We start from the raw sequence: 22,045 nt of genomic DNA, 5'->3' as shown, positions 1-22,045 counted from the left end.
ATAGCTACGTAAGGGAAAATAGGTATATTTGTGGAAATATTTGAGTGATCTATCGGTCACTGCATACACATATATAATATATAGGAATAGGAATCCAGATGCTAACGATTAAGTACCTTTTGGAGAATACCGAAGAGGCGATTGAGCGCCTGAGGGTAAAGCATGTAGAGGCTCGGGAAGTGATAGAGAAACTTCGTGGGCTGGATGAGGAGCGTAGAAATACACAGAGTGAATTAGATAATTCTCTTGCTGAGCAGAATAGGCTCTCCAAGGAGATTGGTGCCCTTATGCGTGAAGGTAAGCGCGAAGAGGCTGACCAAAATAAGGCAAAGGTAACTGAGCTCAAAGAGAGCTCCAAGGCATTGGATGCTCGGAAGAAGGAGCTAGAGGAGACCATTCAGCACATTCTAGTAGAGCTCCCTAATGTACCTCATGCATCGGTGCCAGAAGGACGCGTGGCTGAGGACAATGTAGTGGAACGCACTGGTGGGGATAAGAAAGTCTTTGCCAATGGCATGGAGGTACTGCCTCACTGGGAGCTTACCAAGAAGTATGACCTGATTGATTTTGAGCTAGGTGTCAAGATTACTGGTGCTGGTTTCCCTGTGTACAAGGGCATGGGTGCTAGGCTTCAGCGTGCACTGGTCAACTTTTTCCTCGACAATGCTAGGGAAGCCGGCTATCTGGAGATACAACCACCTTATGTTGTGAATGAGGATTCTGGTTATGGCACAGGACAATTACCCGATAAGGAGGGGCAGATGTACCACTGTGGGCTGGATAACCTCTATCTGATTCCGACGGCTGAAGTACCAGTGACCAATATCTTCCGCGATGTGATTGTAGATGCTAAGGATTTCCCAATCAAGTGTGCCGCATATTCGGCTTGTTTCCGTAGGGAAGCCGGTAGTTATGGTAAGGATGTGAGGGGACTTAACCGCCTGCACCAGTTTGACAAAGTAGAGATTGTGCGTATCGATCACCCTGAGCACTCTTACGAATCACTCTCTGAGATGGTAAACTATGTAGAGACCCTAGTGAATAAGCTAGAACTTCCTTACCGTATACTACGTCTTTGTGGAGGAGATATGAGCTTTACTTCGGCACTTACTTTCGACTTTGAGGTATATTCTCAAGCCCAAGAGCGTTGGCTAGAGGTTAGCTCTGTATCCAACTTTGAGAGCTTCCAAGCCAATAGGCTCAAGTGCCGCTTCAAGAATGAAGAGGGACGTATGGAGCTTTGCCATACCCTCAACGGTAGTGCACTAGCGTTGCCTAGAATAGTGGCTGCCCTTTTGGAGAATAACCAGACTCCTGAGGGAATTGTTATACCAGAGGCTTTGCGCCCATATACAGGGTTTGATATCATACGCTTACCCGAGGCAAAGTAATACAATGATACACGCCACTTAGTAGCGGTTAAAGGTCAATGATATGAATATTCGTTCGAAGCAACTACTTATAATAGCCTTACTGGCACTACTGCCTATCGGAGGTATGTGGGCACAGTCGGCTAGGATACAGAGGTCTGCCGCTTTTGAGCGCAAGGAAGTCATGAAGTACAAGGTGAGCTTCAAGTGGGGTTTACTTAGGGGCAAGTTGGCAAATATTACGCTAACCTCTGGTTCTGCTTCTGGCGGACAATACTTTAGTCAGTTGACGTTGCGCACCACTGGTATGGCGGAGACTTTCTACCCGATGCGGGACACACTGGAGACACTGTATGGAGCCAACAAGTTGCCTAGAAGGTTTGAGAAGCGCATTAATGACGATGGGTATCGAGCTCAGGATGTGATTACCTTTACTTACAATGGGGATCAGGTGCGGGCACAAAGCAAACAGAGGGTGAATGGGAACCTAGAGATAGATACCACACTATACCTAAGCAGCGCCAATGCGGAGGTGATAGACATGCTCTCTACGCTTATGCTGCTACGTACATACGACTTTGTAAATACGGACAATGTAGCGCCTGTAAGGGTCTATATACCCTTAGGCGCTGACAAACACCTGGTGGAGTATGTCTACGATGGGGTGGAGCGTATTCAGATGCCCGATGGCACCAAACGCCAGGCTATGAAGATCAACATCAATGTGAATGATAAGAACTTCAAGAAGAAGAGGAACTCTGTGACAGCGTGGATTACTCGAGATAAAGAGCAGGTACCGGTGAAGGTCGTTTCGGAAATATCAATAGGCTCAGCGGTTATAGACCTTGTAAGCTACACGAAGAGGTAATCTATTGATGGCAAAGGATAGGTCGGTTAAGCCTCCTAAGGGTGCGCGCAATGTGTATGATTTACTGGAGAAGTATTATGATTCTACTTCTAAGGCATATCAGATATTAGTGACACACAGTGAGCTTGTGGCGAAGAAGGCTTTGGAGATAGAGAAGCGCCATAGGGATTGGGGGCTTGATCGCATATTTATCTACGAGGGGGCAATGCTCCATGACATAGGGATTTACCTCTGCAATGCGCCAGGGATTGACTGCCATGGTGTAGAGCCGTACATCCGCCATGGCATATTGGGGCAAGAGATATTGGAGCGAGAAGGGCTTCAGGAACTCTCCCTCATCTGCGAACGACATACAGGTGTAGGGCTTACTCTAGAGGAGATACTGAGCCGAGAATTGCCTCTTCCTCATCGCGAGATGGTACCTATATCGCTGGAGGAGCAGATCATTTGTTTCGCCGATTGCTTTTACTCTAAGAGCGGTGACCCTGAGGAGGAAAAGACTGTAGCACAGATAAGTAGGAGCATGGCGAAACATGGGCAAGACGATGTACGAAGGTTCGAAGTGTGGTGCAAGCTATTCCTGTAGAAGCTAGTAATAATATAGTAGAGTAAAAAAGATAAGGGTATGGATATTTTGGTATCTTTGCCCAACTACGGTTACCCTAGGTAGCAATAACTTAGTAAGACATTAAGACACTAAATGATGGAGACAGTATTGAGTGGTATTCGCCCAACGGGCAATTTACACTTAGGTAATTATTTCGGGGCGGTGAGGAGCTTCCTAAAGATGCAAGATGAGTATAAATGCTATTTCTTTATAGCAGATTGGCACTCTCTTACGACTCACCCACATCCGGATAATATCCTCAATAATACCCACACAATACTGGCAGAGTACCTAGCTTGTGGATTGGATCCAGAAAAGGCCACTATCTATGTGCAGAGCGATGTAAAAGAGGTGCTGGAGCTATATATGTACCTCAATATGAATGCGTACCTCGGGGAGCTAGAGCGCACGACTACGTTCAAGGAAAAGGCGCGCAAGCAACCAGAGAATGTCAATGCTGGTCTACTCACCTACCCTACTCTCATGGCAGCCGATATCCTGATGCACAGGGCACACAAGGTACCTGTGGGAAAGGATCAAGAGCAGAATATGGAGATGGCTCGCAAGTTTGCACGCCGCTTCAATCACATCTATCAGGTAGAACTATTCCCCGAACCAAAGTCCTTTAGCTTTGGTAAGGAAGCGCTAAAAATACCAGGGCTAGATGGTTCGGGCAAGATGGGAAAAAGCGAAGGTAACGCTATATATTTGATTGACGACGAAAAGACGATCAAGAAGAAAGTAATGAAGGCAGTCACAGACTCAGGTCCTACAGAGCCAAACTCAGTGAAGCCCGAAGCGATTGCCAACCTATTTACTTTCCTTGAGATAGTGTCTACGCCAGAGACCTATAAGCACTTCAATGAGGCATATAACAACTGTAGTATCCGCTATGGCGACCTCAAGAAACAGCTAGCAGAGGATATCAACGCTTTCTGCGCACCTATCCGCGAACGCATATTGGAGCTAAGGAGCAATACTGATCTACTTGAGCGTGTTGCCCGCGAAGGAGCTGAAAAGGCAAGAGCTAATGCCAAGATAACCGTAGATATGGCGAGAGAAATCATTGGGTTTCCCCGCATGAGATAAGAGACTAGTAGTAAAATAAAAGATAAAGAGAAGAGAAGATACGAAGATGAACGGAATGCATGACAATCAAAACACATTATCCGGGAAGGTAATCAAGATCCTAGAACTAATCAGTGGAGACAGTAAGCGAAACCCGGGTGAGAAGTGGTATCGCCAAGAGTTCGTGATTGAGACGTACGCTCAGTATCCACGCCAAGTGTGTTTCCAGATATGGGGCGAAGATAAGATTAAGGCAGCCAACCTCCAGCTAGGCGAGGACGTTACGGTTACTTTCGAACTATCGAGCCGTGAATACATGGAGAAGTGGTACACCAGCGCAGAGGCACGAAACATCATGAAGGGTATACCTCAGCAGTATGCGCCACAGCAGCCTCAGGGTATGGGCTATGGCGCTGGCTATCCTCAGCAAGGTGGATACCAGCAACCTCAAGGTATGCCTGGCACCAATGTACCATTCGGCGGTGGTATGCCACAACAACCACAGGCGCCACAACAGGGAGGCAGTGACGATCTCCCATTCTAAAGAGAGTTAGTAGACTATCACCCGTAGCTGACTCCTACGGGTGGTAGTCGATTTTTATATCATAATGAGGTTTACTAGGCTTTGGGAAAAGCCTATGTCCACCCCCGTGACAATGGGGTGCTAAAGTATACATAACAACCTGGTAGTATAGCTTCTAACCCAAGAAGATCTACCTAGAAGTTGGACACAAAAGCTAGTGTCCGTGACCTGAAGATATACAAGACAATAAAATTAACAGACAACAAGATTATGGGATTTAAGGAGGTAATGGCGCTGAGGCAAGGAGGCAACCTAACAGAGGCTCTAGTTCTTGCTCGCGAAGATTATGCCACTAGGCAAGACCAGTGGTCAGCATCGGCACTCTTTTGGGTGCTCAAGGATATGGCTTCAGAGATGATAGCTGAGAAAAACACCTCGGATGCCTCGTCTCTTATCGCGGAGATGGAGCAGATAGTAGGCAATATGGGGGCGACTACCAATGTAGCAATGGAGGCTCTTGCAGTACTCCAGAAGGAGGTCATACCCTATTTCAATGAGTTGGCTAGCTTGGCCAATGAGATTGAGAAGACAAAGAACAGAAACCGAATCAAGGAGATCTTTACACAGGTGACCGATTGGTTTACAGGCGAAAACGTCACCTATCCAGACGAAGCTCTGCATGAAGACTATGCTAGAGTACTGTATGCTTATCTCGACTGCTACTACCAGCACATCCCCTATGAGGATTTTCAAGAAATCTACAATAGGTATCTCGATCTTAAGAACCTACGTCCGTCACAGATACATTCGAAGTTCCTCAAGCTGGGTCTATCTGCTAAGCGAACTTTCGGGCACCACCTAGACTTCAGCGACCTAGTCTCAAGGTGGGATTTATCCATGCTCACGGCTTCCGACTGGGAACAGCGCAAAATGGGAGCTAACGAGGTACGGAAGTCGCTTGCCGAAGAGGTGCTCTTTGAGGTCTCCTCTGAGTTCGTTGTAAGAGAGGATCAAGTAGAAGTGCCTCAGGCTATTCAGCAGCTCCTAGTGGATGCTCTCATTGCCTTCCCTGATGATCCAGTGGTTCAGCTTGTGCAAGCACGTGCCATTGTGATGGATGGTGACAGCAAGGAGGGCATAGAGCGCTACGAACAGATACTGCAGGATATAGAAGTGCCGATGGCTTGGTCGGAGTACGCCTTTCTTATTGAGGACAATGACGAACTGCGTATGGCAGCTCTCAGTATGGCACTTAGGGAGGAAAAGGACGAGTATCTGCCTTACCTCAAAAGAACCCGACTCGACCTCGCTCGTCTGTTGATAGACCGTAAGCTCTACGCCAACGCCCTTCGGGAACTCTCGCTCGTGGCACAAATCTGTCTTGAGAAGTCTACCGAACTTCCTAAGGAGCACGAGAAGCTAATGAAGAAGATACCAGCTGGCACGGAGCAGAGCAAGGAGAATAAAGAGCTCTACTATCAGTGGTCTCGACCTGTACTCAGCCATATCTTCCGCGCTCTTCCTGACATCATAGTGATGGTCTATGACGTGATGGCAATGCGACTAAAAGAGGAGAATCAGGTAGTCCCCATGCTTAAGCTGATAACGCCCCAAGGCAAGACATCGCTTGTCACGCCTAAGGAAGCAGGTATCCTTCCTGGCGACAATCGTGGGCGCATCTACGAAGTAAAGCTACAAGAGCGCCATCGCAAGCATACTCGTGTAGTGCTACTCACCCATAGAGAAGACATCGACCCACTAGCAGAATTCCCTACTCAAGTAGGTATCATCAATGGCTATAGCGAGTCTATGCACGCTTACCACCTAATGGATAGCAATAGCCGGCACCATTACCTCAATGGTCAGCCTAATGAGTACATGCAAGGAGAGTTTATCAAGTTTGTCATTCTTACGGAGAACCAACAGCGTAAGAACCAACCACCAACACCTCCTCGCGAGTACATTTACCATGTAGAGCGCATCGACCCACAAGAGGCGATACTCTCCTTTGACCCTATCAAAGCAACCGTAGAGCAGGTACGAGGCGACAACTACTACCTACGCACAGAACGTAATGTGCAAAGCATTGTCAACCAGTCTGTCGCTCCTGTCGAACTAGAGCTGGGCGAGAACGTTATCATCCGTGGATTCCAGCAGAGGTACAAGGATCGCCACACAGGACAAGTCACCTATAGCTTTGTTACCCTAGCCATCGAGCCCTATTTCGAGTAAGGACTAGCAATCAGAATACCAAGAAGGGCTACGTAGTTTCACAAAGTCTACGTAGCCCTTCTTGTATTCAATTGGTTATCAGAAGACGACCTGTGTCTCCACGTTACAATGCTTCTTCACCCACTCAGCATCAAACTCCGCAACCTCATGTCGTCTACCCTTATAAATATAGTAGACCGATGGCGTAGGTTCAGCTTTCGACTCGGGATCCGTAACCATGGGCATCCTATTCTCTATGATAGAGTCTGGACAGTCTTGAATCTTGGGTATCATTTTCAATACGTACGTATGCTTATACCCGTTGGCACGCTCCTCTGTTAGGATAAGTTTATTGCCTTCGATAGCATAGGACATACCCTGCTCCAAGCCCTCGATGACAATCATTGGCAACTTACCTTTGACAAATACAGAGCCATCATTACCCAGCCTATAGCGCCCACCTGGGGTCATCTCCCCATCCATAAACTTCTGGAATCTACCATCCTTATAGAAGGTGTACCTTTTGCTTAGTCCTGTTTGCTCTAGCGGAACGAAGCTATTTGTAAAGCTATCCAAAGAGCTTTTCCACTCCCAAGTTTGAAAAAGTGCTTCATGCCCTGCTTGTGGAATATATTCTGGATGATCAGGGTCTAAGAGCGTCCCCGATGTCCATATTCTATACCTCAATTCAAACCCCTTTGGCAGGTACACAACTATCGGTAACCGGCTATTGTAATCTATCATTAGAGGCTCTGCCGCTACAAAAGCTTCATGCTTACTCTCCTCAGGGCACCCCATCATGGTGCTCCATGCTTTGCCATCAGAAGTAAACGTGTAATACGTGTAATACGTGTACCCCATCCCTTCCACAGTCTTTTTCTCCCAAGAGCCATCCAGACCATGCCTATTGCAGTCGACGGTCATCGTCTTACCACCTATAAGCTCCACCTTGTAATTGCTTTCCATTGATAGATCTTCCTTGGCTGGTAGATGGATCACTACTTGCCTCTGATCGGAAGAGACTGTTGGGTATACCGACCTATCAAAGTCCAACTCACTATTTATCTCTCTTTGCTCTTGCCCCATGGCCGACACGGAAATGAAGAGCACGCAAGCCAATGTAATTAATTGCTTTGTCTGCATATTGTACTTCATAATCTGATAAAAACTCAAGTAACAAAATAATAAGTGATAATTGCTATTTTGAACAAATATAGTGATATTTCTGTCCAGACGCGTTATAATATCAGCTCATTAACGTTAGTTGTATATACACAACGAATATCCCATGATAATTGGAATAATATATCATATCGAATCAGAGTATGAGACTATTCGAACAGTGCTTCGTGAACTATCTCAGCAACAGTTGGGTGTGGGAATACATGGCTCTTAAAGTCCTCCACAGTGAGGTTCTCAGTCATAGCCATGCCTACCGTCACAATAATCTCAGAAGCTGGGTTCCCAATCATGTGACCACCTAAAATACGTTGGCTCTGCTTATCCACCAGGAGTTTGAAGTAGCCATTGCCGCCCTCATTCTCCACCACAAATCTGCCTGCATAGCTCGCTGCTAGACCAAGCACCTCATAGTCTATTCTAGTCTTTTGTAGCTCTTCCTCCGTAGCACCGACACCAGCAATCTCAGGATGAGTGTATACCACGCCTGGAATAACATCGTAGCGCATTGGGTCGCCTTCTCCATGTAGGATATGCTTGATAGCCACCTCGCCCTCTCGGTAGGCTGTATGTGCAAGCATCGACTTCCCATTGGCATCTCCTATGGCATAGACTCTAGAGTTAGAGGTTTGCAGATACTCATCTACCACTATGTTACGCTCCATCTTTAGGCCAAGTGTCTCCAATCCGAAGCCATTTAGTACAGGACGACGCCCAGCACTCACTAGGATACGTTCTCCCTCTAGCTCCTGCTTTGTGCCGTCTGATAGCTCAATCGTAAGTCCGGTAGCTGAAGCTGCCACGACCTTTGTATTGAGATAAAACTTTACGCCCCTCTTTTCGTACTCTTCTTGTAACTGGGAAGAGATAGCGCCATCCATAGGACCAAGAATCTTTGGGAGCATCTCCACCACAGTCACCTCTACGCCAAAGCTATTGTACACACTCACAAACTCCATGCCAATAACACCGCCACCAACAATAAGGATACTAGCAGGCAACTCCTTAGCATCTAGTGCTTCTCGGCTCGTCCAGAACTCTACATCCTTGAGACCTTGAATAGGTGGCACGAATGCTTCCGAGCCAGTCGCAAGAATCAATTTATCGGCAATATAGGTCTCCCCATTCGCCTCTATTTTGATACCCTCAGGCGTCTCGCCAGCAAGTGTAGCCAGACCCTGAATCGTCGTTACTCCAGCATTAGAGAGCTTTTGTCCTACACCAGCGACTAGTTTGCGTACAATCTTGCCCTTTCGTGCCGCCACCTTCTTGTAGTCTCCAGTTACTTCACCCTCTACGTTGATTCCATACTTCTTAGCCTCCTTGAAAGCATCCAGCATATTGGCACTATGCAGAAGAGCTTTTGTGGGGATACAACCTTCATTGAGACAGCAACCGCCCACTTTATTTTTCTCGAATAGTACAGTCTTTAGTCCAGATTTACTGGCAATAGCAGCGGCATTGTAACCACCAGGTCCTCCGCCAATCACAGCTACGTCAAACTTATTCATATTTACTCTTATGTTTTTAACGTTAGAAATTCTATCTGCACACAAGATACCTATTTTCTCTATTAGTAAGTAATCTGAGTGTTCCAATTGTAAGTCGGTCAAATCATAAATTTCTATACAAATCTCTACATATGAGACCTTTAGAAACAAGTATATTAAAGTACTCATCCATACTCTACATAGCGGCAAATCTAAGTCCCGCGAGCAGCCAAATTTATTCCTAGGAATAAATTTATTTTTCTCTAGGAATAAAAATATTTATCTGTACAAATAAATTTATTTATTCCTAGAGAAAAATAAGTTTAATATGGCGAGCCACAATTGGTATTCGCCTATCACACACTATATAATATATAGTAGAGTCACTGGGAAGAACTAAGAAGGAATGAACAGATGTCAAATATTGCTCTATAACAACAATAATGTTTTGGTCAGTCAGGCGCTTTTCTCTACATTTGTCGTTGGATAAATAAATTACTTTACCTATTAGATACGATAACTATGATTATTTGTATACCAAGAGAAATTATGCATGGTGAGGACCGCGTAGCGGCCACTCCCGAAACGGTCCAAAAGTTTGTCGCTGATGGTGCTACCGTGTATGTAGAGGCTGGTGCTGGTGAGCCTTCATTCCACCACGATGAAGATTATGCGAAAGCAGGTGCTACGCTCCTTTCAGATACAGCAGAACTATTCCAGAAGGCAGACGTTATCCTTAAAGTGAAGGAACCACTATTCAACGAAAAGTTGGGCAAACACGAGGTAGAACTGATGCACGAGGGTCAGATACTCATTACCTTCATCCACCCAGCATCTCCTGTAAACCACGAAATGGTACGCAAGTTGGCAAAACAGGGTGTGATTGCACTTACCCTTGATGGAGTACCACGTATCTCTAGGGCTCAAAACCTGGATGCACTCACTTCTATGAGTACCTGCGCTGGCTATAAGGGTATCCTACTAGCTGCCAATGAGCTTGCTTACTTCATGCCACAGATGTTTACCGCTGTTGGTCAGATCAAACCAGCCAAGGTAATGGTCATTGGTGTAGGTGTGGCTGGTCTTCAAGCTCTAGCTACTGCTCGCCGTCTGGGTGCTATCACTTATGCTGCCGACATCCGTCCAATGGCTCTTGAGCAAGCAACTAGTCTTGGCGCTAAGCCTGTTGAGACTGGTGTGCCAGCTGAGCTAGCTATTGCTGAGGGTGGTTATGCAAAGAACTTGCCTTCTGATGTATTGGCAAAGGAGCGTGACCTACTCTTCCCTACTATCAAAGATATGGATATTGTATTCTGCTCTGCACTTGTACCAGGCAAGATTGCTCCTACCATTATCACTGAGGAGATGGTAAAGCAAATGAAGCCAGGATCTGTGATTGTGGACATCTCTATCGACCAAGGCGGTAACTGCGAAATCACCCCTCCTGGAGAGACTGAGCGCAAGCATGGAGTTACCCTTATCGGTATCAAGAATATCCCTGGTCTACTTCCAAATAGCTCTACTTGGATGTTCGCACAGAACATTTACAACCTAGTGAAATACCTCACCAAGGATGGTAAGATTGAACTAGATATGACCGATGAGATTTGCCGAAAGATACTCGTAACTCGTGACCACGAGATCGTGCATGAGGGTACGCTTGAAGCAATGAATAAGTAATTACTAAGATAATTAGGAGGTATACTAGAGGGCTCGCCCTCGGTATGCCTCCTTTTGCTATATATTATACTCATGACAAACCCTATCGTTCTGGTATTGGTGTTCATTGTATCCTCTCTCGTAGGGTACTTTGTCATCAAAAAGATACCTAGTCTACTCCATACCCCGCTGATGTCTGGTATGAACGCACTTTCTGGCATCACTGTCATTGGTGCCATCATCGTATTACTCTTATCCATGGGTATGCGAAATAATGCACTAATTATTATTGCCGGACTTGCTATTGTACTGGCTATGATAAATGTTGTAGGTGGCTTTGGCGTTACTGAGCGGATGCTACGCATGTTCCGCAGCAATAAGAAGAAGGGAGGTGAATCATGATTAACTTCCTCAATATCTTGATACCAATACTCGTTGTTATCGGTCTTTGGCTGATGAGCCGCGTACCTTCGGCCGTGAAGGGCAATAGGCTAAGTATGTTTGCAATGCTTCTGGCTATCGTCATTGCTCTTTCTACAGGGACATTGGTACCAGTACTAGTAAGCATTCTCTTTATTCTTATCGGCAGCTCTATTGGTTTCCATCTTGCAAAGAAAGTAACCATGATACAGATGCCACAGACTGTAGGCTTGCTTAATGGTCTAGGTGGTGGAGCGTCTGCGCTTGTAGGTATCGTAACGCTCATGACGCCTGTAAATAAGTTTGAGGCCTTTACATCGGTGCTGGCAGTAGTGATTGGTATGCTTACCCTCACTGGTAGTCTGGTAGCTGCTGGTAAGCTCCACCGTGTGCTCAAACAGAAGCCAGTGGTGCTCCCTAATCATAGCCTCATCATGATTGTTTTGCTTGCACTACAAGCTGTCATGCTGATATGGGGCGGTTGGTTTATCACTGCCGACAATGCGATTCTAATTATTCTACTCACGGCTATCTTCGCAGGCTTATTCGGATGGGTATTTACTATCCGTGTGGGAGGTGCAGATATGCCAATTACTATCTCTCTCCTCAATTCCCTCAGTGGTGTAGCTGGAGGTATTGCTGGTATGGCAATTGGCAACATCATGCTGGTAGCTATCGGTGGGATTGTAGGTGCTTCGGGACTGTTACTTACTCAGGTGATGTGTAGAGCGATGAACAGAAGCCTACTGGATATTCTCTTGGGTAAGACCTCTGCACCAGCAGGCAAGGCTTCTACCGTAAAGAAGGTAGAAAGCAAGAAGCCACAAGCTGTAGTATCTACGAATACACTAGCAGATGATTTACAAGGTGCTAAGAATGTGATTATCGTACCGGGATATGGTATGGCGCTTGCGCAAGCTCAGATACAGGTGAAGCAGCTCGGTGATGCCTTCGAGCAGAATGGCGCTAAGGTACGCTACGCTATACACCCTGTCGCTGGTCGTATGCCTGGGCACATGAATGTACTACTTGCCGAGGCTAATGTCGATTACGAGCAACTGTACGAGATGGAGCAGATTAATGACGACTTTGCCAATACCGACCTTGTTGTCGTTATCGGGGCAAATGACGTCCTCAACCCTGCCGCTCGTGAGGCTGAGGGTACACCTATCTATGGTATGCCTGTGCTCAATGTAGACCAAGCGAAGAAGGTAATCATCTGTAACTTCGACCTCAACCCTGGTTACGCTGGTGTACCTAACCCACTTTATGAGGATAAGGAGAAGGTAACCCTTATGCTAGGTGACGCTAAGGAAAGCCTACAGAAGCTCCTAAAGGAGCTACAGTCAGCTCCGGCTACCGCTGCCGCTCCTACCGTGAGCGATACTACAACAGTAATGCAGAGTGCTAAGAATGTGATTATAGTACCGGGATATGGTATGGCGCTTGCGCAAGCTCAGATGCAGGTGAAGCAGCTCGGCGATGCCTTCGAGCAGAATGGCGCTAAGGTACGCTATGCTATACACCCTGTCGCTGGTCGTATGCCTGGGCACATGAATGTACTACTTGCCGAGGCTAATGTCGACTACGAGCAACTGTACGAGATGGAGCAGATTAATGACGACTTTGCCAATACCGACCTTGTTGTCGTTATCGGGGCAAATGACGTCCTCAACCCTGCGGCTCGTGAGGCTGAGGGTACACCTATCTACGGTATGCCTGTGCTCAATGTAGACCAAGCGAAGAAGGTAATCATCTGTAACTTCGACCTCAACCCTGGTTACGCTGGTGTACCTAACCCACTCTATGAGGATAAGGAGAAGGTAACCCTTATGCTAGGTGACGCTAAGGAAAGCCTACAGAAGCTCCTAAAGGAGCTACAGTCAGCTCCGGCTACCGCTGCCGCTCCTACCGTGAGCGATACTACAACAGTAATGCAGAGTGCTAAGAATGTGATTATAGTACCGGGATATGGTATGGCGCTTGCGCAAGCTCAGATGCAGGTGAAGCAGCTCGGCGATGCCTTCGAGCAGAATGGCGCTAAGGTACGCTATGCTATACACCCTGTCGCTGGTCGTATGCCTGGGCACATGAATGTACTACTTGCCGAGGCCAATGTCGATTACGAGCAACTGTACGAGATGGAGCAGATTAATGACGACTTTGCCAATACCGACCTTGTTGTCGTTATCGGGGCAAATGACGTCCTCAACCCTGCGGCTCGTGAGGCTGAGGGTACACCTATCTACGGTATGCCTGTGCTCAATGTAGACCAAGCGAAGAAGGTAATCATCTGTAACTTCGACCTCAACCCTGGTTACGCTGGTGTACCTAACCCACTTTATGAGGATAAGCAGAAGGTAACCCTTATGCTAGGTGACGCTAAGGAGAGCCTACAGAAGCTTATTAAGAAACTAATGTAGTCTACTACACTTAATACATCTTAGCGGTGTGGTACTAAGTACCGCACCGCTTTATTTGTACCCTCACACAAACGATATGCGAAAAGGGCTTCGAGCGACAATGCCCGAAGCCCTTTCCTTATCCTAATTTATGGTTTACTCCTTACTAAGAAATGGATAGGTGTAATCTACTGGAGGATTAAAAGTCTCCTTGATATTACGAGGATTGATCCAACGCACGAGATTAAGCGGACCGCCCGCCTTATCATTGGTGCCTGAAGCACGAGCCCCACCGAATGGCTGTTGTCCTACTACAGCTCCAGTAGGCTTATCATTGATATAGAAGTTCCCCGCACTGAAGCGAAGTTCTTCAAGTACTTGGTTAGTTACCATACGGTCGCGAGAGAATATTGATCCAGTAAGACCATAAGCCGAACTCGTATCTACTAGTCCCAGTACCTCCTTCCACTTATTGTCGTCATAGACGAAGACGGTAAGCACAGGTCCGAAGATCTCCTCCACCATGCTCTTGAAGTGAGGATTAGTAGTAAGTATTACCGTTGGCTCCACGAAATAACCGACACTCTTATCGCAACCACCTCCTATAACTATCTCCGCATCAGTCGACTGCTTAGCGTAGTCGATATAGCTCTTGATATTATCGTACGACGCCTCGTCGATTACCGCATTCATGAAGTTAGAGAAGTCTCGGACATCACCCATCTTAATCGTCGATATCATCTCCTCTAGATAAGTCTTCACCTCGCTCCACTTACTCTTAGGGATATAAGCCCTCGAAGCTGCCGAGCACTTCTGACCTTGGTACTCGAAAGCACCACGCACTAGAGCCACGGCTACTTCACGGGAGTCTGCAGAATTATGCATCAAGACGAAGTTCTTTCCTCCCGTCTCTCCTACAATCACAGGATAAGAGCTATAATGACCAACATTCTTTCCGATCTCGCTCCATAGATGATTGAAGGTAGCTGTGGAACCAGTGAAGTGAAAACCAGCAAGGCTCTTAGCCGCAGTTACTACCTTCCCGATAGTAGACCCCTGACCGGGGATAAAGTTCACCACACCTGCAGGAAGCCCAGCCTCCTCAAATATCTTCATGATAAGATAGTTCGAATGTAGTGCGGTAGTGGAAGGTTTCCACACAGTAGTATTACCCATCATCGCAGGTGCGAGATTGAGGTTACCTGCGATAGAGGTAAAATTAAACGGAGTAAGCGCAAATACAAAGCCCTCTAGCGGACGATACTCTAGCCTATTGAATACTCCTGGTACCGATAAAGGCTGGTCGGCATATATTCTCGAGGCATAGTACGTACCGAAAGTAAGGAAGTCTATAAGCTCACATGGAGCATCTATCTCTGCCTGCATAGGGTTTTTACTCTGCCCAATCATCAGAGACGAATTCAGCACATACCGATACTTAGTAGCGAATAGGTCAGCTATCTTCATCATAATAGAAGAACGCTCTAGCCATGGCATCCGAGACCACTCCTTATGCGCCTTATTCGCCGCATCGATAGCCATTTGCACCTCTTTCTCTCCTGCCTTGTGATAGGTAGCAATAGTATGCTGATGATTATGTGGCTCTACCACCTTGCCTATATTGCCAGTGCGAACCTCCTTCCCGCCAATAATCAGCGGAATTTCTATCTCGCTATTCCAGTTATTTATTGCCTTCTTCAGCTCCTCCCGCTCCTTTGTTCCAGGAGCGTAGGAGAGTACTGGTTCATTCTTTGGTCTTTCGAAATTATAAAGGATATTATCCATAGAATTATCTTTAATCTTTTGTCAAATATTAATCGTATCTATATAGTTCACCCATCATACAGCGAGCCGAGCCGCCGCCGAGATCCTCTATAGTAGTGAGACTAGGTGCGATAATCGTCATGCTCTTCTCTATCATCGCCCTCTGCTCATCAGTAAGCGAGGCAAGCGCTCTTTGGCTCATCACCATAAATTGCTTCCCCTCTCGATTCCGCACGCTGAGCATATTACCTGCGAACTGGTACACCTGCTCCATCGTGATATCACATATCTCATGCCCAGACGATCTAAGAGAAGTAAGTACCCTACTCCTCTGTTCTTCTGGGACAGATGCTACACAAATCACCGCTACATCTTCAGCCAAAGCCATCATCACATTAGTGTGGTAGATAGGCTTACCATCTCTATCCAAGGCGTCAAATACCTCAGCTGTATAACCGAACCTTTGGCAAACCATCTCCAGTAGCCTCTCCGACATCCTATGCGAACGACAGGCATATATCACCCTATGTGGGCGATCTATAATCATCGTGCCAGTACCCTCTAGCACTTCACCTATCTCCTCCGATATCGGGCGCATATCCCATATATCCTGAGGTTGACAAACCTCTAGGAGCCTATTGAATAGTACCGTTTTATGACTCTCTGCATCCCTACTTGGCGCATACATCTTAAATAAGGTCAGATGACCTTCATCATCAGTAAGGAACCAATTATTAGGGAATATTGAGTCTGGGGTATGTGGCTCTGGCGTGTCCTCAGCCACTACTACCTCTACACCATGTGTTCTTAGGAGTTCTACAAAACTATCAAACTCCCTACGTGCGCGCTCATTAGCATCATCAGTCTTCCTCTCCGCTACCTGGAAGTGATTATCTCCCAATGTCTCCGGATTGGCCAGAAAGCGACAAGGGCGTACCATAAACACCCTATCTGTGGTCTGTTGTCTAGCCCTTTCCATAGCAGAAGACTATTTGTCTACAAACCGCTCGAGAGACTTCCGAATAATCTCCAAGCCCTCGTGGAGTTGCTCTTCGGTAATCACTAGCGGTGGAGCAAAACGGATGATATGCTGGTGGGTAGGCTTAGCGAGAAGCCCATTCTCCGCCATTATCTCACAAAGATCCCAAGCCTCCTTACCATCTGTAGGCTTAATAACAGCGGCATTTAGTAGCCCTTTACCACGGACAAGCTCTACGGCAGGTGAGTTCATTGCCTTCAGTTCCTCCCTAAATATCTTACCCAACCGTTCCGCGTTCTCTGCCAGGTGCTCATCCTTAATCACCTCGAGCGCTGCTATCGACACCTTACAAGCCAATGGGAAGCCGCCATAGGTAGAGCCATGCTCTCCCGGCTTAATAGTCATCATAATCTCATCATCAGCTAGCACTGCCGACACAGGCAATACTCCACCTGAGATAGCCTTACCAAGAATAAGGATATCAGGGCGCACACCTTCGTGGTCGCAAGCGAGCATTTTACCTGTTCGAGCAATACCGGTCTGTACTTCATCGGCAACGAAAAGGCAATTGAACTTATCACATAGTGCCCTAATCCCGCTAAGGTATCCATCATGAGGCACATACACACCAGCCTCACCCTGAATAGGCTCTACTAATACACCTGCTACCTTGTCGCCCTTTTCCATAAGGACAGCCTCAATAGCATCAAGATTATCATAAGCCACACGCTCAAAGCCTGGTGTATATGGTCCATAGTGCTCGTAAGCAGAAGGATCATTAGAGAGTGTAACGATAGTAATTGTACGACCATGGAAGTTCCCCTCACAGACAATGATGATAGCCTCATTAACAGGGATACCTTTCACCTTATAACCCCACTTGCGCGTCAGCTTCAGTGCCGTCTCTACTGCTTCGGCGCCACTATTCATAGGTAGCACTTTATTGTATCCGAAGTACTTAGTTACATACTCTTCGTATGGACCAAGCGCATCATTATAGAAAGCTCTAGAAGTAAGGCATAGGGTATCCGCCTGATCCTTTAGCGCCTTAACAATCCTAGGATGACAATGACCTTGGTTTACTGCCGAATAGGCAGATAAGAAGTCGAAATACCTCTTTCCATCTACATCCCATACAAATGGACCTTCTCCGCGAGAAAGTACCACGCCAAGTGGGTGATAGTTGTGTGCCCCATACTTGGCTTCCTGCTCCATAAAGCTCCTTGCTTTGTCTGTAATTGTCAGCATTAGATATACAAATAAATGGTTATAAAATAGCTGCATATTGCGACATATCGCAATAATTCTCACCTATTGAGAATAATTATGCACACAATATTAGCAAAATGATTTCAATTACCCAAACAATAGAGACATAAAATAGAGACTGGCACTAACAATTGCTAGTGCCAGTCTCTATTAGATAGTAAGCTACTATTTCTTACTTATTCAGCTCACGTAGCTTAGTCTGTACAGCCTTGATATCATGACCGCGCATCAAGATCTCACCCTCTGGTGATACTAGGATGAAAGTAGGCACACCCATTAGACCGTAAAGCGTAGCAGCATCGCTCTTGCTATCCTGGAAGGTTGGCCAAGTAATATTCATATCCTTTACAGCCTGAGCGTAAGCAGCACCATCGGTATCCTGCTCCCATACTGCGATACTTGCAGAAGTAAGCACGTTGGCAAACTCCTTCTCAATCTCGGCAATAACTGGCATAGACATCTTACAAGGGCCACACCAAGAAGCGAAGAAGTCAAGTAGGAAGTACTTGCCCTCAGCACGGAACTCACTAAGCATCTTAGTCTCACCTGCTGGATTAACTAGCTCATAGTCTAGGAACTGCTGACCTACATCGGTTCTAGCGGCAGCCTGCATCGTTACATACATCTTAGCCAAGTCCTTGTCATTCTTAACAAGGCTACCGGCAGCGTCAAAGTTCTCTACAAACTCTGCTGGAGTCCAGGAGCCTGCTAGCCCCATGAAGGCATACCAGTCAATCATCTTATTGCCACCCTTAGTATAATAGCTGTTGTAGATATCCTTAGAGTCTGCAGAATACTTCTCGCGAAGATCGCTAAGCTGCTGCATCTGCTCCTCTGTTGGCTCAGCTTCACCGATTGCTGCAATAATCTTCTCGCTCTCAGCGTTGAGGCTAGCCCTTAGCTCGTTGATCTTACCCTTCATCTCCTGAGCCTTCATGATAGAAGAATTGGCATCACCATCACAACGTAGGTTAGCTGCACCAGTAGCCTCGTCAGTAGTGTAGGTCAGTGTGAAGTCACCCTCCTCATTTGAGAGAACCATAGAGCTCTCACCAAGTACTAGAGTGCTGACAACAGTGTCATTAGCTGGAACAACATAGTTAAAGGTACCGTTCTCGATAAGTACAGAATCCTTAACGTTCTGATCCATGTCATAGAACTTTGCATAAGTCCCATTAAGAGTCTCAGGAAGTCCAGTTCCAGAGAGCTTAAACTCTTTTGCTGCTGGAGTACAAGCAGCAAGAGCTAGAGCAGCAGCTACTGCTGCAAAAAACATCTTATTCATTTTCAGTAATTTATATTGTGAATACTATATCATCCAATTAGGCTGCAAAGGTAAACAAAAAGTGGAGATCACCAAAAGGAATTTACCCTTTTACTACTATTCTTTCTGCGAATATACCGACGAGTAAAGCTGAATACCGCGAGCACTGAAATTTATCTGTACAAATAAATAAATTTATCTCTAGGAATAAATATTTTTATTTGTACAGAAAAATAAATTTATTCCTAGAGATAAATTTTCATACTCAGGCGCTCCACAATCTCTACTCTATAGAGTGAGAATGAGTGCTCTAGCTCTTCGTTACTTATTTGCTAATACCTTAGCAGCATACGAACAGACTGAAGAGAGCTCCAATTGCTCTTGCTGAGCATACTTCTCTGCTTCGTCTACTAGATAACGGCCCAGACCTTGACCTCCGAACTCCGGATTCACACCCGTATGATTGATAATCATCCGATTGGGATGAGCGAAGACAAACTCAATCTCTCCAGCACGTACATCATCTACATAAAGCAAGAGCGCTCCATGACGATCGCTTTTTTGTAGTTCTACTCTCTTATTCATATCCTTCTATTCTTTTAGTATTATGAAACCTTATATAGGGTAGAACAAGTCGTAATTGATATTGGTTCAGCGACTACTAGTATTCAGAGCGATCAGCGCACTAGCCTCTGCGCCAGCATTTCATCCACTAGCACGAGAGCTGTCATCGACTCCACAATTGGCAAGACTCTAGGAAACACAGACCCATCATGCCTACCCTCTATCGTTAGTGACTGCACTGTTCCTGCCGTATTTACGGTCTTTTGGGGGAGAGCGATAGATGCTATTGGCTTGAAAGCTGCCCTAAAGAGGAGCGGAGCGCCACTAGAGATACCGCCTAGTACGCCACCAGAGTGATTGGTTTCCGTAACAGGCACACCATCAATGGAGGTAAAAGGGTCATTGGCAGCGCTTCCAAGCATCGAGGCGAGTGCGAAACCATCTCCAATCTCAAAGCCCTTGCAGGCATTGATACCCAACATTGCCTCTGCCAGCCGCGCATCCAACTTACTATACAGAGGGCTGCCCCACCCTGGTGGCACACCATGTACCACCACAGAGACTACGCCGCCAAGGGTATCTCCAGCCTCTCTAGCTTGGAGCAAAGATTGGTACATTTGCTCATCCACCTCTGGTATGGGGCAACCCACTTTACTACCCCCTTGAGCTATTTCTAGAAGGTAACCTTCAGGTAGTCGTATGTGCCCCAGTTGTGAGGTATAAGCTGTAATTTTGACCCCCTGTTCCCCCAGTATCTGCATAGCTATAGCACCAGCCACTACGCGCACTACAGTTTCACGTGCACTTGCTCTCCCCCCTCCTCTATAATCACGTATCCCATACTTTGCTTGATAGGTAAAGTCGGCATGAGAGGGTCGATACACTTCCGATAGATGGTCATAGTCACTGCTCTTTCGCTCTTTATTGGCAATAGTAAATGCGATTGGCGTACCAGTGGTAACGCCATCAAATAAACCCGAGAGGAATACGGGCTGGTCATCCTCCACCCGTCCTGTGCTTATACCACCTGCGCTTCTACGGCGCTGGAGTACCGAAGTGATGAACGCCATATCTAGGCGAACCCCCGATGGACAACCATCTATCACACCGCCAATCACACTACCATGAGATTCGCCAAAGGTGGTAATGCGAAAATATCTGCCAAATGTATTCATTATGAATAGAAGAGATATGCAATTGAGACTGCCGCAATCATACCAATAAAATCGGAGAGGAGAGAGACACCAAGTGTGTATCTAGTCTTTTTAATAGACACACTACCATAATATAGGGCAAGGATATAAAATGTGGTATCACTAGAGCCCTGCACCATACAAGCCAATCGCCCCACGAAGGAGTCGGGACCAAAAGTCTCCATGGCATCTATCATCAGTCCACGAGCACCACTTCCACTAAGTGGTTTCATCAGCATGGTAGGCAAAGCATCTACCCAAGTAGTATCAAGCCCTACGAGATGGACTAGATAGGAGACCCCACCCATCAGCCAATCCATAGCGCCACTTGCACGGAAGAGACCGACACCCACGAGCACAGCAACAATGTAAGGGATAATCGTGACCGCTGTCTTGAAGCCATCTTTTGCTCCATCTATAAAGTCCTCGTATACGTTGCGCTTTGCCAAAGCACCGCTACCAATGAACAAGACAACCATGCTAAGGAGGACAAGATGGCTCACCATTGTGGATTGTGAGGTGAGAGTAGCTCGGTCTACATTCCCCGCCCAATAGATTATCCCTACGACTAAAGCTAGAAATAGTAAGAGAGGGATAACGAAAGCTTTCCTAAGGAGGTTTATCTTTTGCTTATACGACACCATCAGTATTGCTGCCAATGTACTAGCTCCAGTGGCGAGTAGGATGGGGACAAAGATATCTGCCGGAGAGGTGCTTCCCAATTGAATCCTGTACATTATGATAGTGATTGGGATAAGGGTAAGCCCACTAGCATTGATGGTGAGGAACATAATCATTGCATCCGAGGCTGTGTCCTTCTTGCCATTCACCTCTTGCAGCTCACGCATGGTCTGTAATCCTAGTGGTGTGGCAGCATTATCCAGTCCCAGTAGGTTGGCACTAAAATTCATGAGCATGGTACCAGTCACAGGATGGCCCTTGGGAATAGAAGGGAAGAGTACGTGAAAGAAGGGCGCCGTGGCTTGGGCGAAGCGACCGATAAGCCCACTCTTCTCCCCTATACGAAGAAGACCCTGCCAGAGTGTAAGCACTCCGGCAAGGCCTATAGATATCTCGAAACCCGTGGTAGCTGCACTGAAGAGCGCATCTACCATCGCACTAAATATGGTGCCATCGCCCGTAGTCACTACTCTGATGATAGCGACAAGAGCGCCCACGAGGAAGAAGGCTACCCATATATAGTTGAGCAACATG

18 protein-coding genes are annotated in these 22,045 nt (G+C 46.5%); 9 read left to right on the top strand and 9 right to left on the bottom strand.

What is annotated here, in order from left to right; genetic code table 11:
* Positions 1-98: 98 nt before the first annotated feature.
* From serS to IX315_RS00720, 6 genes are all read left to right on the top strand, one after another.
* A complete protein-coding gene (serS, locus tag IX315_RS00745; protein WP_018358072.1) occupies positions 99-1,391 on the top strand; it encodes a serine--tRNA ligase in 1,293 nt (430 codons plus the stop codon).
* Positions 1,392-1,434: 43 nt separating this feature from the next.
* Positions 1,435-2,238, top strand: coding sequence for a DUF3108 domain-containing protein (locus IX315_RS00740; RefSeq protein ID WP_018358071.1), 804 nt, complete (start codon positions 1,435-1,437; stop codon positions 2,236-2,238).
* Positions 2,239-2,245: 7 nt separating this feature from the next.
* Entirely contained in the window at positions 2,246-2,824 is a 579-nt protein-coding gene (locus tag IX315_RS00735) for an HD domain-containing protein (RefSeq protein WP_018358070.1), read from the top strand.
* A gap of 117 nt (positions 2,825-2,941) precedes the next feature.
* Positions 2,942-3,934, top strand: coding sequence for a tryptophan--tRNA ligase (trpS, locus tag IX315_RS00730; RefSeq protein WP_134849069.1), 993 nt, complete (start codon positions 2,942-2,944; stop codon positions 3,932-3,934).
* A 46-nt stretch (positions 3,935-3,980) separates the two neighbouring features.
* Positions 3,981-4,457, top strand: a complete 477-nt coding sequence (locus IX315_RS00725) for a DUF3127 domain-containing protein (RefSeq protein ID WP_240704045.1) — start codon at positions 3,981-3,983, stop codon at positions 4,455-4,457.
* Positions 4,458-4,706: 249 nt separating this feature from the next.
* Positions 4,707-6,668, top strand: a complete 1,962-nt coding sequence (locus IX315_RS00720) for a DUF7017 domain-containing protein (protein WP_211837083.1) — start codon at positions 4,707-4,709, stop codon at positions 6,666-6,668.
* 78 nt (positions 6,669-6,746) lie between these two features.
* Here IX315_RS00720 and IX315_RS00715 read toward each other — a convergent pair whose 3' ends face one another.
* Both IX315_RS00715 and lpdA read right to left on the bottom strand, forming a co-directional pair.
* Entirely contained in the window at positions 6,747-7,802 is a 1,056-nt protein-coding gene (locus tag IX315_RS00715; RefSeq protein WP_211837082.1) for an ecotin family protein, read from the bottom strand.
* Between the two features lie 176 nt (positions 7,803-7,978).
* The gene (gene lpdA, locus IX315_RS00710) at positions 7,979-9,337 is read right to left on the bottom strand and encodes a dihydrolipoyl dehydrogenase (RefSeq protein ID WP_134849065.1); all 1,359 of its coding nucleotides are present in this window, start codon (positions 9,335-9,337) and stop codon (positions 7,979-7,981) included.
* 501 nt (positions 9,338-9,838) lie between these two features.
* On the opposite strand from lpdA, the gene IX315_RS00705 reads away from it, so the two are divergent.
* From IX315_RS00705 to IX315_RS00695, 3 genes are all read left to right on the top strand, one after another.
* The gene (locus IX315_RS00705; RefSeq protein ID WP_018358064.1) at positions 9,839-10,996 is read left to right on the top strand and encodes an NAD(P) transhydrogenase subunit alpha; all 1,158 of its coding nucleotides are present in this window, start codon (positions 9,839-9,841) and stop codon (positions 10,994-10,996) included.
* 72 nt (positions 10,997-11,068) lie between these two features.
* On the top strand, positions 11,069-11,377 hold the full coding sequence (locus IX315_RS00700; RefSeq protein WP_018358063.1) for an NAD(P) transhydrogenase subunit alpha part 2: 309 nt from the start codon (positions 11,069-11,071) through the stop codon (positions 11,375-11,377).
* On the top strand, positions 11,374-13,818 hold the full coding sequence (locus IX315_RS00695) for an NAD(P)(+) transhydrogenase (Re/Si-specific) subunit beta (RefSeq protein ID WP_134849246.1): 2,445 nt from the start codon (positions 11,374-11,376) through the stop codon (positions 13,816-13,818). Before IX315_RS00700 ends, IX315_RS00695 begins: the two co-directional genes overlap by 4 nt.
* Positions 13,819-13,953: 135 nt before the next feature.
* Here the strand turns inward: IX315_RS00695 and pruA are convergent, their stop codons facing one another.
* The 7 genes from pruA to IX315_RS00660 form a co-directional block, all read right to left on the bottom strand.
* Positions 13,954-15,582 carry an L-glutamate gamma-semialdehyde dehydrogenase gene (pruA, locus tag IX315_RS00690; protein ID WP_211639692.1) on the bottom strand — a complete coding sequence of 543 codons (1,629 nt, stop codon included), beginning with the start codon at positions 15,580-15,582 and terminating at the stop codon, positions 13,954-13,956.
* 28 nt (positions 15,583-15,610) lie between these two features.
* Entirely contained in the window at positions 15,611-16,540 is a 930-nt protein-coding gene (gene ctlX / locus IX315_RS00685; protein WP_211837081.1) for a citrulline utilization hydrolase CtlX, read from the bottom strand.
* A gap of 9 nt (positions 16,541-16,549) precedes the next feature.
* On the bottom strand, positions 16,550-17,788 hold the full coding sequence (gene rocD / locus IX315_RS00680; RefSeq protein WP_134849248.1) for an ornithine--oxo-acid transaminase: 1,239 nt from the start codon (positions 17,786-17,788) through the stop codon (positions 16,550-16,552).
* A gap of 193 nt (positions 17,789-17,981) precedes the next feature.
* Entirely contained in the window at positions 17,982-19,094 is a 1,113-nt protein-coding gene (locus IX315_RS00675; protein ID WP_211639690.1) for a TlpA disulfide reductase family protein, read from the bottom strand.
* 300 nt (positions 19,095-19,394) lie between these two features.
* Positions 19,395-19,658, bottom strand: coding sequence for a GNAT family N-acetyltransferase (locus IX315_RS00670; RefSeq protein ID WP_134849250.1), 264 nt, complete (start codon positions 19,656-19,658; stop codon positions 19,395-19,397).
* A 92-nt stretch (positions 19,659-19,750) separates the two neighbouring features.
* Complete coding sequence (aroC, locus tag IX315_RS00665) at positions 19,751-20,812, bottom strand: chorismate synthase (RefSeq protein WP_211636055.1); 1,062 nt, start codon at positions 20,810-20,812, stop codon at positions 19,751-19,753.
* On the bottom strand, positions 20,812-22,044 hold the full coding sequence (locus IX315_RS00660; RefSeq protein ID WP_018358849.1) for a nucleoside recognition domain-containing protein: 1,233 nt from the start codon (positions 22,042-22,044) through the stop codon (positions 20,812-20,814). The genes aroC and IX315_RS00660 overlap by 1 nt, the downstream gene beginning before the upstream one ends.
* Position 22,045: the final 1 nt, after the last annotated feature.

This window comes from Porphyromonas levii (assembly GCF_018206105.1).
GTDB classification, from domain to species: Bacteria; Bacteroidota; Bacteroidia; order Bacteroidales; family Porphyromonadaceae; genus Porphyromonas_A; species Porphyromonas_A levii.
The sequence above is the reverse complement of the archived record's forward strand: the minus strand, read 5'-3'. Positions and strand labels throughout refer to the sequence as shown.